This window comes from Pseudomonas sp. CFBP 13719, from assembly GCF_014842095.1.
Lineage (GTDB): Bacteria > Pseudomonadota > Gammaproteobacteria > Pseudomonadales > Pseudomonadaceae > Aquipseudomonas.
Window position 1 is genome coordinate 288,189 of sequence record NZ_JACYVB010000003.1, and the last position, 18,610, is coordinate 306,798.

The 18,610-nt window shown below is 62.8% G+C and carries 14 protein-coding genes; 5 read left to right on the plus strand and 9 right to left on the minus strand.

All coding sequences use genetic code 11. The features are described from left to right. Window positions 1-101: 101 nt before the first annotated feature. From IFT57_RS11680 to IFT57_RS11710, 7 genes are all read right to left on the minus strand, one after another. Entirely contained in the window at window positions 102-2,081 is a 1,980-nt protein-coding gene (locus tag IFT57_RS11680) for a response regulator (protein ID WP_192151476.1), read from the minus strand. After that, window positions 2,071-2,946 carry a sensor histidine kinase gene (locus tag IFT57_RS11685; RefSeq protein ID WP_192151477.1) on the minus strand — a complete coding sequence of 292 codons (876 nt, stop codon included), beginning with the start codon at window positions 2,944-2,946 and terminating at the stop codon, window positions 2,071-2,073. Before IFT57_RS11685 ends, IFT57_RS11680 begins: the two co-directional genes overlap by 11 nt. After that, window positions 2,939-3,955, minus strand: a complete 1,017-nt coding sequence (locus tag IFT57_RS11690) for an ATP-binding protein (RefSeq protein WP_192151478.1) — start codon at window positions 3,953-3,955, stop codon at window positions 2,939-2,941. The genes IFT57_RS11685 and IFT57_RS11690 overlap by 8 nt, the downstream gene beginning before the upstream one ends. Beyond that, the gene (locus tag IFT57_RS11695; RefSeq protein WP_049859585.1) at window positions 3,946-4,350 is read right to left on the minus strand and encodes an anti-sigma regulatory factor; all 405 of its coding nucleotides are present in this window, start codon (window positions 4,348-4,350) and stop codon (window positions 3,946-3,948) included. Before IFT57_RS11695 ends, IFT57_RS11690 begins: the two co-directional genes overlap by 10 nt. Next, window positions 4,347-4,709: an STAS domain-containing protein gene (locus tag IFT57_RS11700; RefSeq protein ID WP_122478154.1), complete on the minus strand. Its 363-nt coding sequence runs from the start codon at window positions 4,707-4,709 to the stop codon at window positions 4,347-4,349. Before IFT57_RS11700 ends, IFT57_RS11695 begins: the two co-directional genes overlap by 4 nt. Before the next feature lie 4 nt (window positions 4,710-4,713). Next, window positions 4,714-5,565 (minus strand): STAS domain-containing protein, encoded by an 852-nt coding sequence (locus IFT57_RS11705; protein ID WP_192151479.1) that lies wholly within the window; start codon window positions 5,563-5,565, stop codon window positions 4,714-4,716. A 136-nt stretch (window positions 5,566-5,701) separates the two neighbouring features. Beyond that, complete coding sequence (locus IFT57_RS11710; protein WP_192151480.1) at window positions 5,702-6,064, minus strand: YkgJ family cysteine cluster protein; 363 nt, start codon at window positions 6,062-6,064, stop codon at window positions 5,702-5,704. Window positions 6,065-6,277: 213 nt separating this feature from the next. On the opposite strand from IFT57_RS11710, the gene IFT57_RS11715 reads away from it, so the two are divergent. The 5 genes from IFT57_RS11715 to IFT57_RS11735 all read left to right on the plus strand — a co-directional run bounded on the left by IFT57_RS11715 (window position 6,278) and on the right by IFT57_RS11735 (window position 15,010). Then, the gene (locus IFT57_RS11715) at window positions 6,278-7,018 is read left to right on the plus strand and encodes a FadR/GntR family transcriptional regulator (protein ID WP_192151481.1); all 741 of its coding nucleotides are present in this window, start codon (window positions 6,278-6,280) and stop codon (window positions 7,016-7,018) included. A gap of 325 nt (window positions 7,019-7,343) precedes the next feature. Beyond that, window positions 7,344-8,705: an MFS transporter gene (locus IFT57_RS11720; RefSeq protein ID WP_122478149.1), complete on the plus strand. Its 1,362-nt coding sequence runs from the start codon at window positions 7,344-7,346 to the stop codon at window positions 8,703-8,705. A gap of 87 nt (window positions 8,706-8,792) precedes the next feature. Continuing rightward, the gene (garD, locus tag IFT57_RS11725; protein WP_192057108.1) at window positions 8,793-10,346 is read left to right on the plus strand and encodes a galactarate dehydratase; all 1,554 of its coding nucleotides are present in this window, start codon (window positions 8,793-8,795) and stop codon (window positions 10,344-10,346) included. Between the two features lie 148 nt (window positions 10,347-10,494). After that, window positions 10,495-12,135: a phosphoglucomutase (alpha-D-glucose-1,6-bisphosphate-dependent) gene (gene pgm, locus IFT57_RS11730; RefSeq protein ID WP_192151482.1), complete on the plus strand. Its 1,641-nt coding sequence runs from the start codon at window positions 10,495-10,497 to the stop codon at window positions 12,133-12,135. A 484-nt stretch (window positions 12,136-12,619) separates the two neighbouring features. Next, window positions 12,620-15,010: a UvrD-helicase domain-containing protein gene (locus IFT57_RS11735; protein ID WP_342030344.1), complete on the plus strand. Its 2,391-nt coding sequence runs from the start codon at window positions 12,620-12,622 to the stop codon at window positions 15,008-15,010. Window position 15,011: 1 nt separating this feature from the next. Here the strand turns inward: IFT57_RS11735 and IFT57_RS11740 are convergent, their stop codons facing one another. Both IFT57_RS11740 and IFT57_RS11745 read right to left on the minus strand, forming a co-directional pair. Next, a complete protein-coding gene (locus IFT57_RS11740) occupies window positions 15,012-17,039 on the minus strand; it encodes a response regulator (RefSeq protein WP_192151483.1) in 2,028 nt (675 codons plus the stop codon). 2 nt (window positions 17,040-17,041) lie between these two features. Next, a complete protein-coding gene (locus tag IFT57_RS11745; RefSeq protein ID WP_192151484.1) occupies window positions 17,042-18,526 on the minus strand; it encodes an ATPase domain-containing protein in 1,485 nt (494 codons plus the stop codon). Window positions 18,527-18,610 lie beyond the last annotated feature (84 nt).

Here is an 18,610-nt window from a genome sequence, read left to right on the forward strand (position 1 = left end):
CCGCGTCCGGGAGCGCTGTGGTGGGTCAGGCAGGACGCGGACACCGCCGACGCGGTGTGTCAGATGGAACGCATACACCGCCGACGCGGCTCGCGCCGCTGCTACGAAGGGGTGTGGCCGGGGTCGAGGAGGTGGGTGATGCGGCCGACCAGGTCGCCCATGCGGAAGGGCTTGATGACCATGTCCATACCTTCGGCGAGGAAGGTCTGCAAGTCCAAGGCGTTTTCCGCATAGCCGGTCATGAACAACACCGGCAGCTCGGGGCGCAAGGCGCGGGCGCCGTCGGCGAGCACGCGGCCGTTCATTTGCGGCAGCCCTACATCGGTCAACAGCAGCTGGATCGACGGGTCATCGCGCAGTAGATCCAATGCATCCAGGGCACTGTCCACCTCGGTGCAGCGGTACCCTGCGTCGATCAGCGCCTCGACCACGAACATCCGTACCGATGCCATGTCCTCCACCACCAACAGATGCTCACCCTTACCGCGGTTCTCCAGCTGTACCGGCTCGCTGGGCTGCGGCATCAGCGCCAGGCCGGCCGGCAGCATCAGGGTCACCTCGGTGCCGTGGCCAAGCAGGCTGCGGATCCGTACATCGCCACCGGACTGCCGGGCGAAGCCGTAGATCGTCGACAGACCCAATCCCGTACCCTTGCCGACGGCCTTGGTGGTGAAGAACGGATCGAACACCTTGTCGATGATGCTGTGATCGATCCCGGTACCGTCGTCACGCACCGACAGCACCACGTAGTCGCCATCGGCCAGGCGCGTGTCGCCCCGCGAATAGGCGGCGAAGGTCGAAAGGCGAATGTTGCCGCCCTCGGGCAGCGCGTCGCGGGCATTGATCACCAGGTTGAGCACCGCATTCTCGAATTGGATCGGATCGACCATGGCGATGGCTGCGCTGTCGGTCAGGTCCAGGCTCAGGGTGATCCGTTCACCGATGGTGCGCCGCAACAGGTCTTCCAGCGAATGCACATGCTGGTTGATCGCGATCGGCCGCGTGTCGAGCGGCTGCTGGCGGGCGAAGGCCAGCATTCGATGGGTGAGGGCGGCCGCGTTGGTCGCCGATTGCAGGGCGGCATCGGCATAGCGTGACACGGCTTTGTCGACGCTGCCGGTGGCACCTTGCACAGCGGCGGGCTCGACCCGCTTCTTGATCAGCTCCAGCGCCGTGATGATGCCGGTCAGCAGGTTGTTGAAATCGTGTGCGATACCGCCGGTGAGCTTGCCCAGCGCGTCCATTTTCTGCACTTGCAGCAGCTGCGTCTCGGTGCGCGCTCGCTCGGCCACTTCCTGCGCCAACAACGTCTGCGCGTCGGCCAGCTGGATCTGCTGCTGACGCTCGCGCTGACGGTGCTCGGTCACATCCTCGATGAACACCAAGCTGTGCCCGGGCGCGCGATAGGGTGAGACCTGCCATTCGGTTTCACGCAGTTGATCGTCGACCCTGATGGTCAGGTTGCCGCGCCAGCGTTCGCCCTTGCTCAAGCGCACCTGCAGATCGTCCAGCACGGTTTCCTGTCCGGCCGCCAGTTGCGCTTGCAGGCTGGTCAGGGACACCGGGGTTGGCAGCAGTTGCGAGAACGCATGATTGCACTCGATCACCTGCAACTGCTCGTCGATCACCGCAATGGGCGCGGCGATGTTGGCGAAAATCTCGCGAAAGCGTGCCTCGCTTTCGCGCAACGCGTTCTCGGTATCGCGCACGCGCAGCAGGGTGCGCAGGGTTGCCAGGAGCACGTCGGCGTCCACCGGATGGATCAGGTAAGCGTCCGCGCCGGCTTCCAGGCCTGTGATGATGTCGCCGGTCTGGATCGACGCCGCCGACACATGGATGATCGGCAGCAAGGCTGTAGCCGGTTTGGCGCGCAGCAGTCGGACGATGTCGAAACCGCTCATGTCCGGCAGGTTGACGTCCAGAATCAACGCGTCCAGTTGCTCGCTGGCGATCAGCGCCAGGCCATCGCCGCCGGTGCCGGCCTCCAGAATGACGATGCCGTGGCGTTCCAGTCGACGCCGCAGCGCGTAGCGAGTGGCGCTGTTGTCATCGACGATGAGTACGCGCACTTCAGGCGTCATGGCCAGGCTCCGGCGCAATGGCCAACGGAATGATCACAAAGAATGTCGAACCCACCCCCGGGCTGCTTTGCACGCCAACCGTACCGCCCAGCAGCTCGGCGAAACGCTTGCACAGCGACAGGCCCAGGCCGGTGCCGCGCAGGCGTTTCTGCACCGGCGAATCGATCTGGGCGAAGTCCTCGAACAACGTACCGTGCAGCTCGGCGGGAATGCCGATACCGGTATCGCTCACGGCGAAGCGGATCTGCGACGGCGATTCCAGCCTGGCCGACACTCGCACCTCACCTGCCAGGGTGAACTTCAACGAATTGGAAATGAAGTTGCGCAGGATCTGCGCAAGCTTCTTGTCATCGGTATAGAGGCGTGGCAAGCCAACGGGCTCTTCGAAAATGAGGTCGACCGCGCTGGCATTGACGATCGGCCGGAACATGCCGCGCAACGCCGAGAACAGATCGAACATGTCGAACCACGCCGGCGAGATGCTGATCCTTCCCGCCTCGATCTTGGCCAGGTCGAGCAGGTCGTCGACCATGTCGCTGAGTTCCTGGGCGGCATGGGTGATGAAACTCACCTGCTTCTGCTGCTCCGGCGCCAAAGGTCCGTCCAGTTCATCGGCAAGCAGACCGGTAATGCTCAGGATCGAGCCCAGCGGAGTCCGGAATTCATGGCTCATGTAGGACAGAAAGCGGCTCTTGAGGTCCGAGGCCTGGCGCAGTTCTTCAGCTTGGCCGTCAAGTTCGCCATACAGTGCCAGCACGCCCTGGTTGGTCTCATCCAGTTCGTCGCGCAGGGCCTGGGCATCGGCGCGCAGTTGGGCGATCAATGCCGCACTGGCCTCGGCATCCAGATCGAGGGGTTCAGACATGAGGTGGCTCCAGAGCGATGACCAATACGGTGATGTCGTCGCGACCGCGACAGAAGTCGCGGTACAGCACCGACGCAATGATGGCGGGATGAAGATGGACCAGGCCCGGGTAGTCGGCCATGTTCCAGCGTGACTGCAGGCCATCGCTGTACAGAACGAGCAACTGCTCGTTCGCCTCATCGAACGTGAAGGCTTGCGTGCGACGGAACTGTCCGCCGACGATCCCCGGATGAGAGGCCAGTCCGCGGCTCTTGCCCGGCGATATCAGCGTGGCGCCGATGTTGCCGATGCCGGCGAAACGCAGTTGCCCGGCGTCGTACTCGAACTGGGCAACGGCCACTGCACCACCGCGTGTGCCGTTCATGGCCTGGTGCATGTCGTCGAGCACATGCTCGGGCCGTGCGAACGGCGCCAGACCGAACGCCTGGCAACCTGCGCGCGCGGCCTTTTCGGCCTCTTCGCCATGGCCGAGACCATCGACCACCACGGCGCTGATGCCCTCGCCGGCGAACGTCACCTGCCAGGCATCGCCACAGGCCGGGTCGTCGTGCAGCGAGCGCTGGGTCACACCCAGGCGCAGGTCGGCGCGCTTGTCGCGCTTGCGGTAGAGGCGTGCCAACACCACTGAACCGCGGGCGTCGCTGTACGCATCGAACACTTCCGATTGCCGCGCCAGCGCGCCGAGCCCGATGCCTTGAGTACCGCGGGTGGAATAGCCGTCGGCCATGCACTCGTGCAGCTCGAAACCGGTGCCGCGGTCCAGTGCCAGCAGTTCCACACCCGGTGAAACTGGATGGGGCAGGGCACGCAGGTGCAGCTCGCCGTGGCCGGCATGCTTGATGATATTGCTGGCCAGCTCGGTGGCCAGCAGCGCCACGCGGCCGCAGTCGGTTTCGTCCAGGCCCTGCGCCTGCGCCATCTTCTGCGCGGCACGGCGGGCTTCGCCGACCTGGCTGGGGTCCTGCAGTGCGATCACCTGGGTGATGACACTGCGCAAGGTCAGGTCCATCGAGTGATCGTCACGCGGGTGCCCTGGCCAGGCGCGGTGTCCAGTTCGAACTCCTCGACCAGGCGACGTGCACCGGTCAGGCCCAGGCCAAGCCCGTTGCCCGAGGTCCAGCCGTCGGTCAGCGCCAGCTTCAGATCGGGAATGCCCGGGCCTTCGTCGCGAAACGTCAGGCGCAGGCCTTTGCGCACGCCGTCATCGAGAATTTGCCAGTCCATGTCGCCGCCACCGCCATAGACCACGGTGTTGCGCGCCAGCTCGCTGACCGCCGTCACCAGCTTGGTCAGGTCGATCAGGCGCATGCCGCAGTCCTGGGCCAGCTTGCGCGCCGTCTGGCGGGCCAGCACCACGTCCTGTTCAAGGCGCACCGGTTGACTGCCGCTGCTCTCGACGTTCATGAGCCGTTCACCCGTGCCTGCAGCAGGCGCATGCCGCGCTCCACGTTCAGCGCGGTGCTCACGCCCGGCAGGTTCATGCCCAGCTCGACCAGCGTGATCGCCACGGCGGGCTGCATGCCGACCAGCACGGTTTCGGCGTCCATGATCCGCGACAGGCCGGAGATGGTGCCGATCATCCGGCCGATGAACGAATCGACCATGTCCAGTGCGGAAATGTCGATCAATACGCCCCGAGCCGAAGTCTTGCTGATTTTTTCCGACAGGTCATCCTGCAGCGCCAGCGCCAGCTGATCGTGCATGTCGACCTGGATGGTCACCAGCAGGTACGCGCCCATCTGCAATATAGGGATGCGTTCCATGGGCTCAGACCGCCTTGCTGACGGTCAGGTTCAGACGGCGCAGGGCCAGGGCCAGGGCATCGGCCAGATTGGCCTTGGTGACCACGCCTTGCAGGTCCAGGCCCAGATGGACGATGGTCTGCGCGATCTGCGGGCGCACACCACTGATGATGCAATCGGCACCCATCAGGCGAATGGCGGTGACTGTCTTGAGCAGATGCTGGGCCACCAGGGTGTCGACCGTCGGCACCCCGGTGATATCAATGATGGCAATTTCCGAACCGGTGTCGACGATGCGCTGCAGCAGTGATTCCATCACCACCTGGGTGCGCTGCGAGTCCAGCGTGCCGATCATTGGCAGGGCCAGTACGCCTTCCCACAGCTTGACGACGGGGGTGGAGAGTTCGAGCAGTTCTTCCTGCTGACGCTTGATGACCATCTCGCGGGACTTCTGGAAAGTGCGGATGGTGTGCATGCCCAGCCCGTCGAGCAAGTCCGAAACCAGCAGCACCTGCTCGGCAAGCTCGGCTGGATGGCTGGCATAGGCCGCCTGCAGCACGGCGAACAGCGGGCGCTTGAGGGCGAAGATGAAGTGCGCGGTCTGGTGCGAGTCGTGGCCCAGCAGCGCGCGGCTGTGGGACAGTTTCTCCAGTACCTGACGGACATCGGCCCATTGGCTGCCGGCAATGTTGTGGGTCTGACTGGTTTCCAGGGCGATGATCAACTGACTGAGCAGTTCGCTGCTCTGCTGCTGAAGGTCGGCTTCCTTGATGTTGCGCGTCGCTCCGCTGGCTTCAAGGCCTGCGAGCCATTGCTCGACGATGGCATTTTGCTGGGATTTGAAAGCGTCAACGGTTTGCGTGTTCAGCGCGGCCATGCAAGAACTCCTGGTACAGAGATGGGGCGAGATAGCGTAATGATGGCCGATTATCTGCTAAACGCCGAATCCCGTCGATGGCCAAACGCGCACGGCATGCGGCCGCCATCGACCCGGAGCGCGGCGCTTGAATCGGCTAGCTGGCGAGCAGGGTCATGACCGGTTCCGGCAGCGGCGCCAATCCATGGGCCGCACGCGCCTTGTCGCACGACGGATTGTGTTCGCCGTGTTCCCACGAGGCGTCGAACTCGCGGCAGGTACTGGAGCGCTGGGCATACATCGTACAACCGATTCCGACCTTGCCCACCTCGCCGGCGAGGGCGACGCAGCGCGCAGGCTTGGCGTCGGTGCCGAGCATCGCCACGCGATTGTGGGTGACTTGTATCACCTGCTCGTCAGGCACCAGGCCGCCCGCAGACTGGCATTCGCCCCAGTAGAAGGACACACGGAAATGCGCGCAGCAGGCGCCGCACTCAAGGCAGGGATTGACTTTGGACATGTTGGCTCGGGAGGGGGGCAACAGCGTTATTGGGGACCGCGACCACGCCGACATTCTAGGCCTGCCGTGGCCGTTGGGAAGGGGGGGCTCAAGGTATATTTCAGGGGCGCCGCGACGTCCGCGAGCACCCTCAAGGGCGGCATGTTCGCGCTGTCATCACACAACTCGCTGATATATGATCGGTTTTCCTTTTCCAGCCATGATCGCGCCGCCATGAGCAACGACATCGTCACCGCCGACATCACGCGTCGCAGGCCGGGCAACCTGGCCCAGAGCCTGGTGGACGATGTCTGCAGGATGATCAGCCAGGGTGTGGTCAAGCCTGGAGACAAGCTGCCTACCGAACTCGAATTGATGGCGGTAGGCGGTGTCAGCCGGGCCACCGTGCGAGAGGCGCTGTCTCGCCTGCAGGTGTCGGGCATCGTCGAGACCCGTCGCGGCATCGGCACCTTCGTGCTCAACGTCCCGGGTTCGACCGTATCGCGCCTGGACCCGGCCACCATCGTCACCCTGCAGGACGTCATCGCCATACTCGACGTGCGCATCAGTTTCGAGATCGAAGCGGCGGGGCTGGCGGCATTGCGCCGCAGCGACGAGCAACTGGCGAATATCGAAGACGCGCTCAAGCGCTTCGAGCAGGCGTCCGATACCAGTGGATCGATCGTCTCCGATTTCCAGTTCCACTTGCAGATCGCCCAGGCCTCCAACAACCGCTATTTCGCCGACATCATCACGCATTTCGGCACCAGCATGTTTCCCCGTGCACGCCTGGACACCGTGGCCATCGCACGTCTGGACCGCCAGCAGAAACACGAACGGCTGGTCCGCGAACATGCACACATCTTCGAAGCGGTCGCCCGCGGTGACTATGACGCCGCCCGCGCCGCGATGCGCATCCATCTGGCCAACAGCCGGGCGCGCGTGGTCAAGGCGCATGAAGATCTGTCCATCTGACCCTCCAAGTCAGCGCCTGCAACGTAGTACGATGACTTCCCGCCGACATCGCTACATCTTTGGAAATAATTCATCTCCGAGGTATGGATATAATCAGTGTTGTACGATAACGTAACTGCAGTACCGGCACAGACCGGTGTCCCCTAATAATTCCAACGTCCAGGGTGCTGCAACCATGATTATCCACGTGATGTCTTCCCGCTGTTGTCCGACTTCCTCCGTCCTACAGGGCCATGGCTTGCAGCCCGGCTGAGTCAGCGACACCTGAAATACCCGGCTTCATACCCTCTACCCGCATAAAAATAACTCGTGGGAGTACCTTCGCATGCCAGCGACGAAGAAGACGCATGTGCGCTACATGATCCTGTTCCTGTTGTTCGTGGTGACAACACTGAACTACGCGGATCGCGCCACCATTTCCATCGCCGGTGCCAGTCTGCAGAAAGACCTGGGCATCGACGCCGTCACCCTCGGCTATATCTTCTCCGCGTTCGGTTGGGCTTACGTCCTGCTGCAGATCCCCGGCGGCTGGTTGCTCGACCGCTTCGGCTCGAAGAAGGTGTACGCCTGGAGCATTTTCCTCTGGTCGCTGTTCACCGTGATGCAGGGTTTCGTCGGCTACTTGCCGATGGCCAACGCGGTGATCGCGCTGTTCATGCTGCGCTTTCTGGTCGGCGCAGCCGAAGCCCCGTCGTTTCCCGGTAACGCACGCATCGTAGCGGCCTGGTTTCCGACTGCCGAGCGCGGCACGGCGTCGGCGATCTTCAACTCGGCGCAGTATTTCGCCACGGTGCTGTTCGCTCCGTTGATGGGTTGGATCGTGCATTCCTGGGGCTGGGAGCATGTCTTCGTGGTCATGGGCGGCCTGGGTATCCTGTTCTCGGGCGTCTGGCTCAAGTACATCCACAATCCCAAGGAACACCCAAGCGTCAGTGCCGAAGAGCTGGAGTTCATCGAGCAGAACGGCGGGCTGGTGGACATGGACCAGGCCAAGGGCGGCAAGTCCAAGCCGAAGTGGAACTACATTCGCCAACTGCTGACCACGCGCATGATGCTCGGCGTGTACCTGGGCCAGTTCTGCATCAACGGCATCACCTACTTCTTCCTAACCTGGTTTCCGGTGTACCTGGTTCAGGAACGCGGCATGACCATCCTCAAGGCGGGCTTCATCGCCTCGCTGCCAGCGATCTGCGGATTCATCGGTGGCGTGTTGGGCGGGGTCATCTCGGACAGCCTGCTGCGTCGCGGCCATTCGCTGACCTTCGCGCGCAAGACGCCGATCGTCTGCGGCTTGATGCTGTCGACCACCATGGTGATCTGCAACTATGTGCAGGCCGAATGGATGGTGGTGGCGTTCATGGCCCTGGCGTTCTTCGGCAAGGGCGTGGGTGCGCTGGGCTGGGCCGTGGTGTCCGACACTTCGCCCAAGCAGATCGCCGGGATCAGCGGCGGCTTGTTCAACATGTTCGGCAACGTGGCATCCATCACCACGCCGATCGTGATCGGCTACATCATCAGTGCCACCGGCTCGTTCAAATACGCGCTGGTCTATGTGGGCGCCAACGCCCTGGTAGCCGTGTTCAGCTACCTGGTGATCGTCGGCCCGATCAAGCGCGTAGTACTGCGCGAAGAGAACGGCGACCCGGTCGTCGACGATGCACCGCAGCTGAACGCCGCTCGTCCCTGAAGCGTCTGCAGCCAACGACAAGACCGCGGCCGGCACTGCCGGTACGCGGCTCTCGATTCAGCCTGAGTTGATTGGAAGGGCCAAGCCATGCAATTGATCGAACATTCCGATTCTCCCCGCTACGTGCGCCTGCACGCAGACGATAACGTCGTGGTCGTGGTCAACGATCAGGGCGTGGCCGAAGGCAGCCGTTTCCCCGATGGCCTGACGGTCATCGAAGGTGTGCCGCAGAGCCACAAGGTCGCCACCGTCAACATCGCCGAGGGCGGTGCTGTGGTGCGTTACGGTCAGATCATCGGCTACGCGCTGGAGCCGATTCGCCAAGGCAGTTGGGTCAAGGAAAGCCAACTGGCGATGCCCTCGGCGCCGCCTCTGGACAGCCTGCCGATGTCCGACGCGGTACCCCCGGCGCTGCCGCCGCTGGATGGCTTTACCTTCCAGGGCTACCGCAACGCCGACGGTACCGTGGGTACCCGCAATATTCTGGGCATCACCACCACGGTGCAGTGCGTGACCGGAGTGCTGGACCATGCGGTGAAGCGCATTCGCGAAGAGCTGCTGCCCAAGTATCCCCACGTCGACGACGTGGTGGCTTTGACCCATAGCTACGGCTGCGGCGTGGCCATCAACGCCCGTGATGCCTACATTCCGATTCGCACCGTGCGCAACCTGGCACGCAACCCGAACCTGGGCGGCGAAGCCTTGGTGATCGGCCTGGGCTGCGAGAAGTTGCAGGCCGGGCAGGTGATGCACGAGGACGATCCCTCGGTAGACCTGAGCGAGCCATGGTTGTATCGCCTGCAGGATTCCGGGCATGGCTTTGGTGAAATGGTCGAGCAGATCATGGCGCTGGCCGAAACGCGCCTGGCCAAGCTGGACCGTCGGCGTCGCGAAACGGTGCCCGCCAGCGAGCTGATCCTGGGCATGCAGTGTGGCGGTAGCGATGCGTTCTCCGGGATCACCGCCAACCCGGCCCTCGGCTTCGCCTCCGACCTGCTGGTTCGCGCCGGGGCCACGGTGATGTTCTCCGAGGTCACCGAGGTGCGCGATGCCATCTATATGCTCACCTCGCGGGCCGAAACCCACGAAGTGGCCACCCAGCTCGTGCGCGAGATGGACTGGTACGACAATTACCTGGAACGCGGTGCGGCGGACCGCAGTGCCAACACCACACCGGGGAACAAGAAAGGCGGTTTGTCCAACATCGTCGAGAAGTCGCTGGGCTCGATCGTCAAATCGGGCAGCAGCGCCATCAACGGTGTGCTCGGTCCGGGCGAGCGGGTCAACCGCAAGGGCCTGATCTACTGCGCCACGCCGGCCAGCGACTTCGTATGCGGCACGCTGCAATTGGCCGCCGGGATGAACCTGCACGTGTTCACCACGGGGCGGGGCACCCCCTACGGCCTGGCGATGACGCCGGTGGTGAAGGTGTCCACCCGTACCGAGCTGGCCGAGCGCTGGCCTGACCTGATCGATATCGACGCCGGGCGCATCGCCACCGGCCGGGCGACCATCGAGGAGCTGGGCTGGGAGCTGTTCCACTACTACCTGGCCGTGGCCAGTGGTGAAAAACAGACGTGGGCCGAGCGCTATCGCCTGCACAACGACATCACCTTGTTCAACCCTGCGCCGATCACCTGATCAGGCGTTCCGAAGGGCAGCAGGCAACCTGCTGCCGGTCGGTTCGACAAAAGAAGCGTCAGAAAAGGGAATCAAATAGCTACCTTCAGTGTCGAAGTGCCACTAAACTGTCATTCTCCGTTTCGGTACCTACACTAGAGGTTTTTGCATGAAGCTCAGTCCGTTTGCGGGCAAACCTGCTCCAGCCCAATTGCTGATCGACATCCCGCGTCTGGTCACGGCCTATTACACCGGCCAGCCGGATGCAAGCGAACCCACTCAGCGTGTGGCATTCGGGACCTCGGGGCACCGTGGCAGCTCGTTCGACATGAGCTTCAACGAGGCTCATGTTCTGGCGATCAGCCAGGCAATCTGCCTCTACCGCAGCAGCAAGGGGATCGACGGCCCACTGTTCGTCGGCATCGACACCCACGCGCTGTCGACCCCGGCAGGCGCCAGCGCCCTGGAAGTGTTTGCAGCCAACGGCGTGCAGGTGATGTTGTCCAAGGACGACGAGTACACCCCGACACCGGCGGTCTCCCACGCGATCATCTGCTACAACCGTGGACGCAGCAGCGGACTGGCGGACGGTGTGGTCATCACGCCGTCGCACAACCCGCCGCAAAGCGGTGGTTTCAAGTACAACCCCCCCAATGGCGGCCCGGCCGACGGTGATGTGACCAAGTGGATCGAGGCCAAGGCCAACGAGCTGCTTGCCGATGACCTGCGCGGCGTCAAGCGCATGCCTCACGAACAGGCGCTGAAGGCCACCACGACCCATCGGCACGACTACATCGGTCACTATGTGGCCGACCTGGTTAACGTGATCGACTTCGACGTCATCCGCAAGGCCGGTCTGCGCCTGGGTGTGGATCCGCTGGGTGGGGCAGGCGTGCGCTACTGGTCGGCCATTGCCAAGCACTACCAGCTCGACCTGCAGGTGGTGAACACCGAAGTCGATTCCACTTTCCGCTTCATGTGCGTGGACTGGGACGGCCAGATCCGCATGGACCCTTCGTCCAGCTACGCCATGCAGGGGCTGATCGGCCTGAAGGATCGCTTCGACGTGGCCTTTGCCTGCGATCCCGATCACGACCGTCATGGCATCGTCACTCCAACGGGCGGGCTGCTGGCACCCAACAACTACCTGGCGGTGGCCATCGACTATCTGTTCCAGAATCGGCCGCAGTGGCGCGCCGACGCAGCCGTGGGCAAGACGGTGGTCAGCAGCGGCATGATCGACCGCGTCACTGCGCGCCTGGGGCGTCGTCTGCATGAAGTGCCGGTGGGCTTCAAGTATTTCGCCGACGGTCTGTTCGATGGCTCGCTGGGGTTCGGTGGTGAGGAAAGCGCCGGTGCGTCGTTCCTGCGCATGGACGGCAGTGTCTGGACCACCGACAAGGACGGGTTGATCCCGGCCCTGTTGGCCGCTGAGATGACCGCACGTACGGGTCGCGACCCAAGCCAGGCGTATGAAGCGCTGACGCAGAGCCTGGGCGAGCCGTTCTCCACGCGCGTGGAGGCCAAGGCCAATCCGCAGCAGAAAGCGGCCTTGAGCAAGCTGTCGCCCGAGCAGGTGAAGTCGACCGAACTGGCCGGTGAGCCGATCGAGCAGATCCTCAGCCATGCGCCCGGCAATGGACAGGCCATCGGCGGTTTGAAAGTCATCACGGCCAATGGCTGGTTTGCCGCGCGTCCATCGGGTACCGAAGACATCTACAAGATCTACGCCGAAAGCTTCATCGACGAAGCGCACCTGCAGCGTCTGGTGGCCGAAGCGCAGGTGCTGGTGGATTCCGCCATCGGTTGATCTCAAACCTGTCCCGTGGGAGCGGTCATTGGCCGCGAAGGGGGCGCTGCGGAGTATCTGCCATACCGCGTTGCCCGTTTCGCGGCCGCGGACCGCTCCTACAGGAAATTAGGTATCGCGTAGGAGCGGTCATTGGCCGCGAAGGGGACGTTGCGGAGTATCTGCTACACCGCGTCGCCCGTTTCGCGGCCGCGGACCGCTCCTACAGGAAATTAGGTATCGCGTAGGAGCGGTCATCGGCCGCGAAGGGGGCGCTGGGGAGTGCCTGATACACTGCGGTGCCCGTTTCGCGGCCGCGGACCGCTCCTACAGGGAATTCGGTATCGCGTAGGAGCGGTCATTGGCCGCGAAGGGGGCGCTGCGGTGGATCGGGTACACCGCATGGCCGTTGACGCGGCTTGCGCCGCTGCTACAGAGGGTGTGCAGCGTTCGTAGGTTGGATCTTTGGTATATTGCGTTCCCCGCGATATGCCCAGGAGTTTTCGTGTCATCGCAACCTACCGACAAAGACCGTCAAGCCCAGGGCTTGATCGCCCGGGGCTGGCGTTGGCTGCGTTCGCAGCAGCGTGATGCCTGGTTTCACACGCCGCTCACGGAAGCCACCGCGCCAACCCCGTCTTCCGAGCCATCTCCCGAATCACAGTCGAAGTCGAAACGGCCAGCGCGCACGGCGAAAAAAACCGCCACGTCGCAAGCCCCGCAGCCGCTGCTGTTCGCACCCTGGCAGCTCGAACTGACGCCCGCGTTGAAGAAGTCCATCAAAGCCGACGTCGCTGCGCGCCTGCCCGAACATGCCCAACCCAGCCCTGCGCAGTGGAAAATGATCTTCAGCACAACGCCCGCCACGTGCGTGGTGGCTGGCGCAGGTGCGGGCAAATCCACATCGCTGGTACTGCGCGTGCTGGTGCTGCACCACTATATGGGCTTTGAACTCGACAGCCTCAGCGTGGTGACCTTTACCCGGGAATCACGTCGAGACTTTATCAAGAAGCTGTGTCAAGTATTTGATATCTGGCAAGTAAATTACGTATTCGAGAAAGTACGCGAAGTTGTCAGAACCTACCATTCGCTGGTGCTGCCGCTGATCCACGCGCTGCCCGGCCTGAGTGAAGTGCGCGCCTTTGAAAACTTGGGTGCGGCCGCGGCCGGTAGCGAAGAAGCCAATCCCTTTCAGCTGCGACTCAACGACACCCAGCGTCAATTGATGAACGAGTGCTATCGCAGCCTGATGAGCAGTGATCCATCCTTCGGTGAGCATATCCGCGCATTGCGCAAAAGCGCGGCGCAATTGCGCAAGTTGGACCCGCAGGACGCTGACGTGCAGAAGCGCTTGAAAGCGCTGAGCTTGGCCAGCGCTCGCGATACCGAGCTGTGCGATCTCATCGAGGAACACTGGCGCGCCCTAGATGCCTGGCCTATAAAGGGGATTAAGTTAGATAGGCAAACCATTGATATAAAAGGCTTTAAGTTTCATACGCATGGCTACATAGCGAAGCTGGACACGTGGGTCGTGCTAGGGTTCGAACCCGGTACTGATACCCAGTTGACTCGACCCACGGCCAAGATCCCGGTTTGGGGTGAATGGGCAGTCAAGCGCACCCTGTTTCAAGCTTTCTGTGATAAACCTCTGATTTGGTTAGATAATCCATCCGATGCCAAGCAGGTTCTGGCGGGTTTGAACAGCAAGGCATTGACCGGGCCGGGTTTCGAATACCAGCTGCCCGGCGATCTCGCCTCCGCGCCGCTGCTGGACTGCTTCGTGTCTGCGGCTACCTTTATCGAGAACCTTGGGCTGCAGGTCGTGGACGCCATCGACAGGATGAGCTGGAACGCCGAAGACTCCCAAGCGGACTTTTTCGCGGCCTTGCGCTTGTTCTGGCCCGCACTCGAAGCGCATCTGCAAAACCAGACACCCCCAGTCATGCTGTTCAACCGCATGTTCGCCTTGCTCGGAGAAGGGCCGGGCTCGCGGGTCAGCGAACTGCCTGACGACGCACTGCGCCCCATGTCTCATCTGCTCGTCGATGAATTCCAGGACATCTCCGCGCAGATCGTCGGCTGGTTGAGGGCAAGCCTCGCGGAAATCCTGCGCCGGGGTCCTGCGTTGGCCGGTGAGCGAGGCGCGCAGCACAGCTCGCTCATGTGCGTCGGCGACGACTGGCAGTCGATCTATGGCTGGCGTGGCAGTAACCCGAGCTACTTCATGCAGTTCAACCGTACCTTCAGCGCTCACAAGCACACGCGTGTACTGCTGATCGACAACTATCGCAGCCATCAGGTGATCATCGACGCTGCCGAGCATATCGTGGCGTCGGCACCGGCCATACCCGGCAAGAAAGCCCTGGCTCGCCGCGTGTTCGATCGCGAGCCATCGCCTGTGACCCTCTTGAGTCGAGATCTGGCCGATCTGGCGCGCCGGGCCGCCGAGCATCACGCTGCAGGCGACTCGATTCTGGTGCTCTATCGCCGCAACAGTGACCGCCAGGCCTTGGCCGAGCATATCCAGGGCCTATTGCAGGCAGATCAAGCGCTGCCAGCCGAGCAGCGCCGTTTGCGCCAGCTCACGTTCCACAGCGCCAAGGGGCTGCAGGCCGATGCGGTCATCCTGCTGGGTGACTGCCAGTACACCAGTCGCTCGCCCTACAAGAACCAGGTCTATGCCCTGGCGGGCCTGGCTCAGGCGGCGCAGGTGGATGGTTACGACAGTGCCCAGCACGAGGAAGCGCTGCGCCTGGCCTATGTCGGGATCACCCGGGCCATTCACAGCTGCTATTGGTATGTGGAAACCGCTGCCAAGCCAGGCGCCCGCGCCTCGGATCGAGTGGACGCCAGGATGCCGTGCTTCAGCGACGTGCGGACCAGGCCCAAGCGCTGATTCAGGCTTGGGACATTTCCCGCACCTTGGCCGTGAGCACGTCAAAGGCGAACGGCTTGGTTATCATCTGCATGCCGTCATCCAGGAACCCGGCGCGCACTTCGGCGTGCTGGGCATAGCCGGTGATGAACAGCACCTTGAGTCCCGGCCGCAGATGGCGCGCGACTTCGGCCAGTTGCCGACCGTTCATGCCGGGCAGGCCAACGTCGCTGATCAACAGGTCGATGCGCTGGCCCGATGCCAGGATCGGCTGCGCGGCGTTGGCATCGGCCGCTTCGAGGTAGCAGTAACCCAGCTCGCGCAGCACTTCGCACACCAGGCTGCGCACGGCGTGGTCATCCTCGACGATCAGAACCGTCTCGCCATTGGTGGCCATGGGTGATTCGATCACCGGCACATTGGCCTGTGGCAGTTGCGAGGCATAGCAGCGCGGCAGATAGAGCTGCACCGTGGTGCCCAGGCCGGGCGTGCTCTGGATCGCGACATGGCCTCGCGACTGCTTGCTGAAGCCGTAGATCATCGACAGGCCCAGGCCAGTGCCCTGGCCAATGGGCTTGGTGGTGAAGAAAGGGTCGAACGCGCGATTGATCACGGCCTGGTCCATCCCCAACCCGGTGTCGCTCACACTGAGCATGATGTAGTCGCCCGGTTCCAGATTCTGCTGGGCGCTGGTGAAGCTTTCATCGAGGTGCCGATTGGCCGTTTCGACGATCACTTCGCCAACCCCGGGCATGGCGTCGCGGGCGTTGATGACCAGGTTGAGCAGGGCGCTTTCCAGCTGATGCGGATCGGCCTCGGCGATCCAGAGTTGCGGATCCAGGCGCAAGTGCAGCGCGATGCTTTCGTTGAGGCTGCGGTGCAGCAGCTCTTCCATCGAGTGCACCAGCCCATTCACCTGAACCGGCTTGGAGTCCAGTGACTGCCGGCGGGAAAACGCCAGCAGGCGGTGAGTGAGGGATGCCGCGCGGTTGGCTGAACTGATACCCATGTCGATCAGCTTCGGCAGATCGTCGAGTTGACTGCGGCTCAGGCGGCGACGCATCAGCTCCAGGCTGCCAATGATGCCAGTGAGCATGTTGTTGAAGTCGTGGGCGATGCCGCCGGTCAACTGGCCGACCGCTTCCATTTTCTGCGCCTGGCGCAGGGCTTCCTCGTTGATCCGTACCTGAGCTGTGCGTTCCTCGACCTGCTGTTCCAGATTGCCGTTGAGTTCACGCAACTGTTGCTCGGCAGCTTTCTGTTCGGTGATGTCGGTGGTAACGCCGACCATCGCCTGGATCCGTCCCTGTTTGTCGGGAATGGCGCGGGCGCGCATGTCGATCCAATGCACCGAGCCGTCGGGCCAGATGTTGCGGAACTGCAGCGCAAAATCGGCGCCCAGTTGCAGGCTGTTGATCAGCGCCTCTTGCATCATGGCCTGATCGCCCGGATGCACGCACAGCAGCCAGTCGGAATAATCGAAACAGGCACTGGCGTCGATGCCGTAATGAGTGCGGGTCCTGTCCGAGCAGTTCAATTGCAACGGGTCGCAGGTCAGCTCCCACGCACCCAGGCGCCCGGCACTCATGGCGTGCTGCAAACGCTGTTCGCTTTCACTGAGGTCGAGCAGGCGATCGCGGGCTTCGTATTGACGGCGTCGACCACGAATGGCCGTCTTGGCCAGGCTGATCAACGTCAGCGGGTGAAAAGGGCGCTCAACGAACGTGACGTTGCCCAGACGCGCTGCCAGCAACATGGATTGCGCCTGATCGGCCGCACGTTGATGCGTCATCAGCACGATCGGCAAATCGGACCAGGCCGGCTGCTGGCTCAGGTACACCAGCAGCGGCTGCATTCTGGTTTCGGACAGCGCCTCGTTGGCAACGATGCAGACCCCGGCGCCCTCACGCTGCAGGTGCACGCAGAGATCATCGACGTCGGCCACTGCGCTGCCCTGGATACCCGCCTGGCCCAGGATCTGCAGGGCCACCTGGCTGTCGCGGCCCATAGGGGCCAGGACCAGTACTCGTTCCGATGTGGGTATCGACATCTTCACTGATCATCTGCTTCGAGCAGGGGACGGGCTTCGCCGACATAGGTCGGGACACCGCGCAATACCCCCTGGAAGGCACTCAGTGGCTCACCGACTTTCATGCCCTGGCTGCTGATCTGGTATTCGCGAATGGTGTTCTCGTGACCGCCGAAGCGCTTCTTGATCACTGACACCGCGCGCCGCACGTTGCCCAGCGCCTCGAAGTAGCGCAGGAGGATGACGGTATCAGCCAGATAGGTGATGTCCACCGGCGCCTTCATGTCGCCAACCAGCCCCTGTTGGGCCACAGTCATGAAGGTCGAGGCGCCGAGGCGGTTGAGGTACAGCAGCAGCTCATGAATGTGCAGCACCGGCGTGCTTTCGCCCATCATCGCAGCGTGGTAACCGTTGATGCTGTCGATCACCACGGTCTTGATGTCGTGCAGGACGACGCTGGTGCGGACCATGTGGGCAAATTCGCCCGGCGACTGTTCAGCGGCGTCCACTTGCTGGATGACCATCTTGCCACTGCGCTCGTAGGCTTCCAGATCGATGCCCAGGTTTTTCATGCGCTCGAACAGCAAGCTGAGCTCTTCGTCGAAGATGAACAGCGCGACTTTTTCGCCGCGGGCCACGGCCGCAGCGGCGAAAACCATGGAAATGAGGGATTTGCCGGTACCCGCGGGGCCAATGATCAAGGTGCTGGAACCGTTCTCGACGCCGCCGCCCAGCAGTGCATCCAACTCCGGGATGCCCGAAGTCAGCTGGGTACGCTCGTAGCGGGCGCGGTGCTCCGCCGCCACCAGGCGCGGATAGACGTGAATACCGTCGGCCTGAATGGTGAAGTCGTGATAGCCGCCCCGGTATTTCTGCCCGCGGTACTTCATGATGCGCAAGCGACGGCGCTCGGCGCCGTAGTCGGGTGCGGTTTCTTCCAGGCGAATCACGCCGTGGGCGATGCTGTGCAGGGTCTTGTCCAGCGGCTCGCTGGTCATGTCGTCGAGCAGCAGGACGGTCGCATTGAAGCGCGCAAAATAATGTTTGATGGCGAGAATCTGCCGCCGATAGCGCAGCGACCCCTGGGCCAGTAGCCGCACCTCGGACAAGCTGTCCAGCACCACCCGGGAAGGCTTCACCCGTTCGACTTCATCGAAGATCTGCCGGGTCGCTTCGCCCAGTTCAAGATCGCTGCTGTAGAGCAGGCTTTGCTGCTGTTGCAGGTCGAGCACCAATTCCGGCGGCGTCAGCTCGAACACCGTGACCCGTTCGTCCAATTCCCAGCCGTGGGAGCGAGCGCCTTCGCGCAGTTCCTTGGTCGTTTCGGACAAGGTGATGTAGAGACAGGTTTCGTTCTGCGCAACGCCTTCGAGCAGGAACTGCAGGGCTACTGTCGTCTTGCCCGCACCCGGTTGACCCTCGAGCAGAAAGATGTGGCTGCGAGTCAGACCTCCACCAAGAATGTCGTCCAGCCCGGCAATACCGGTGGCTGCTTTGGCCGTCGTCAAAAAGGTGTCCTCGGGTAGCGGAAGGGGTGCAGCGCAGAACGCGACGCAGCATGATACTGGACACCGGGCCTATGCGGGGGTTCC

Excerpts from the sequence above, each read along its gene's own strand:
- IFT57_RS11680 (WP_192151476.1), bottom strand. The coding sequence starts at position 2,081 with ATGACGCCTGAAGTGCGCGTACTCATCGTCGATGACAACAGCGCCACT.
- IFT57_RS11685 (WP_192151477.1), bottom strand. The coding sequence starts at position 2,946 with ATGTCTGAACCCCTCGATCTGGATGCCGAGGCCAGTGCGGCATTGATC.
- IFT57_RS11690 (WP_192151478.1), bottom strand. The coding sequence starts at position 3,955 with ATGGACCTGACCTTGCGCAGTGTCATCACCCAGGTGATCGCACTGCAG.
- IFT57_RS11695 (WP_049859585.1), bottom strand. The coding sequence starts at position 4,350 with ATGAACGTCGAGAGCAGCGGCAGTCAACCGGTGCGCCTTGAACAGGAC.
- IFT57_RS11700 (WP_122478154.1), bottom strand. The coding sequence starts at position 4,709 with ATGGAACGCATCCCTATATTGCAGATGGGCGCGTACCTGCTGGTGACC.
- IFT57_RS11705 (WP_192151479.1), bottom strand. The coding sequence starts at position 5,565 with ATGGCCGCGCTGAACACGCAAACCGTTGACGCTTTCAAATCCCAGCAA.
- IFT57_RS11710 (WP_192151480.1), bottom strand. The coding sequence starts at position 6,064 with ATGTCCAAAGTCAATCCCTGCCTTGAGTGCGGCGCCTGCTGCGCGCAT.
- IFT57_RS11715 (WP_192151481.1), top strand. The coding sequence starts at position 6,278 with ATGAGCAACGACATCGTCACCGCCGACATCACGCGTCGCAGGCCGGGC.
- IFT57_RS11720 (WP_122478149.1), top strand. The coding sequence starts at position 7,344 with ATGCCAGCGACGAAGAAGACGCATGTGCGCTACATGATCCTGTTCCTG.
- garD (WP_192057108.1), top strand. The coding sequence starts at position 8,793 with ATGCAATTGATCGAACATTCCGATTCTCCCCGCTACGTGCGCCTGCAC.
- pgm (WP_192151482.1), top strand. The coding sequence starts at position 10,495 with ATGAAGCTCAGTCCGTTTGCGGGCAAACCTGCTCCAGCCCAATTGCTG.
- IFT57_RS11740 (WP_192151483.1), bottom strand. The coding sequence starts at position 17,039 with ATGTCGATACCCACATCGGAACGAGTACTGGTCCTGGCCCCTATGGGC.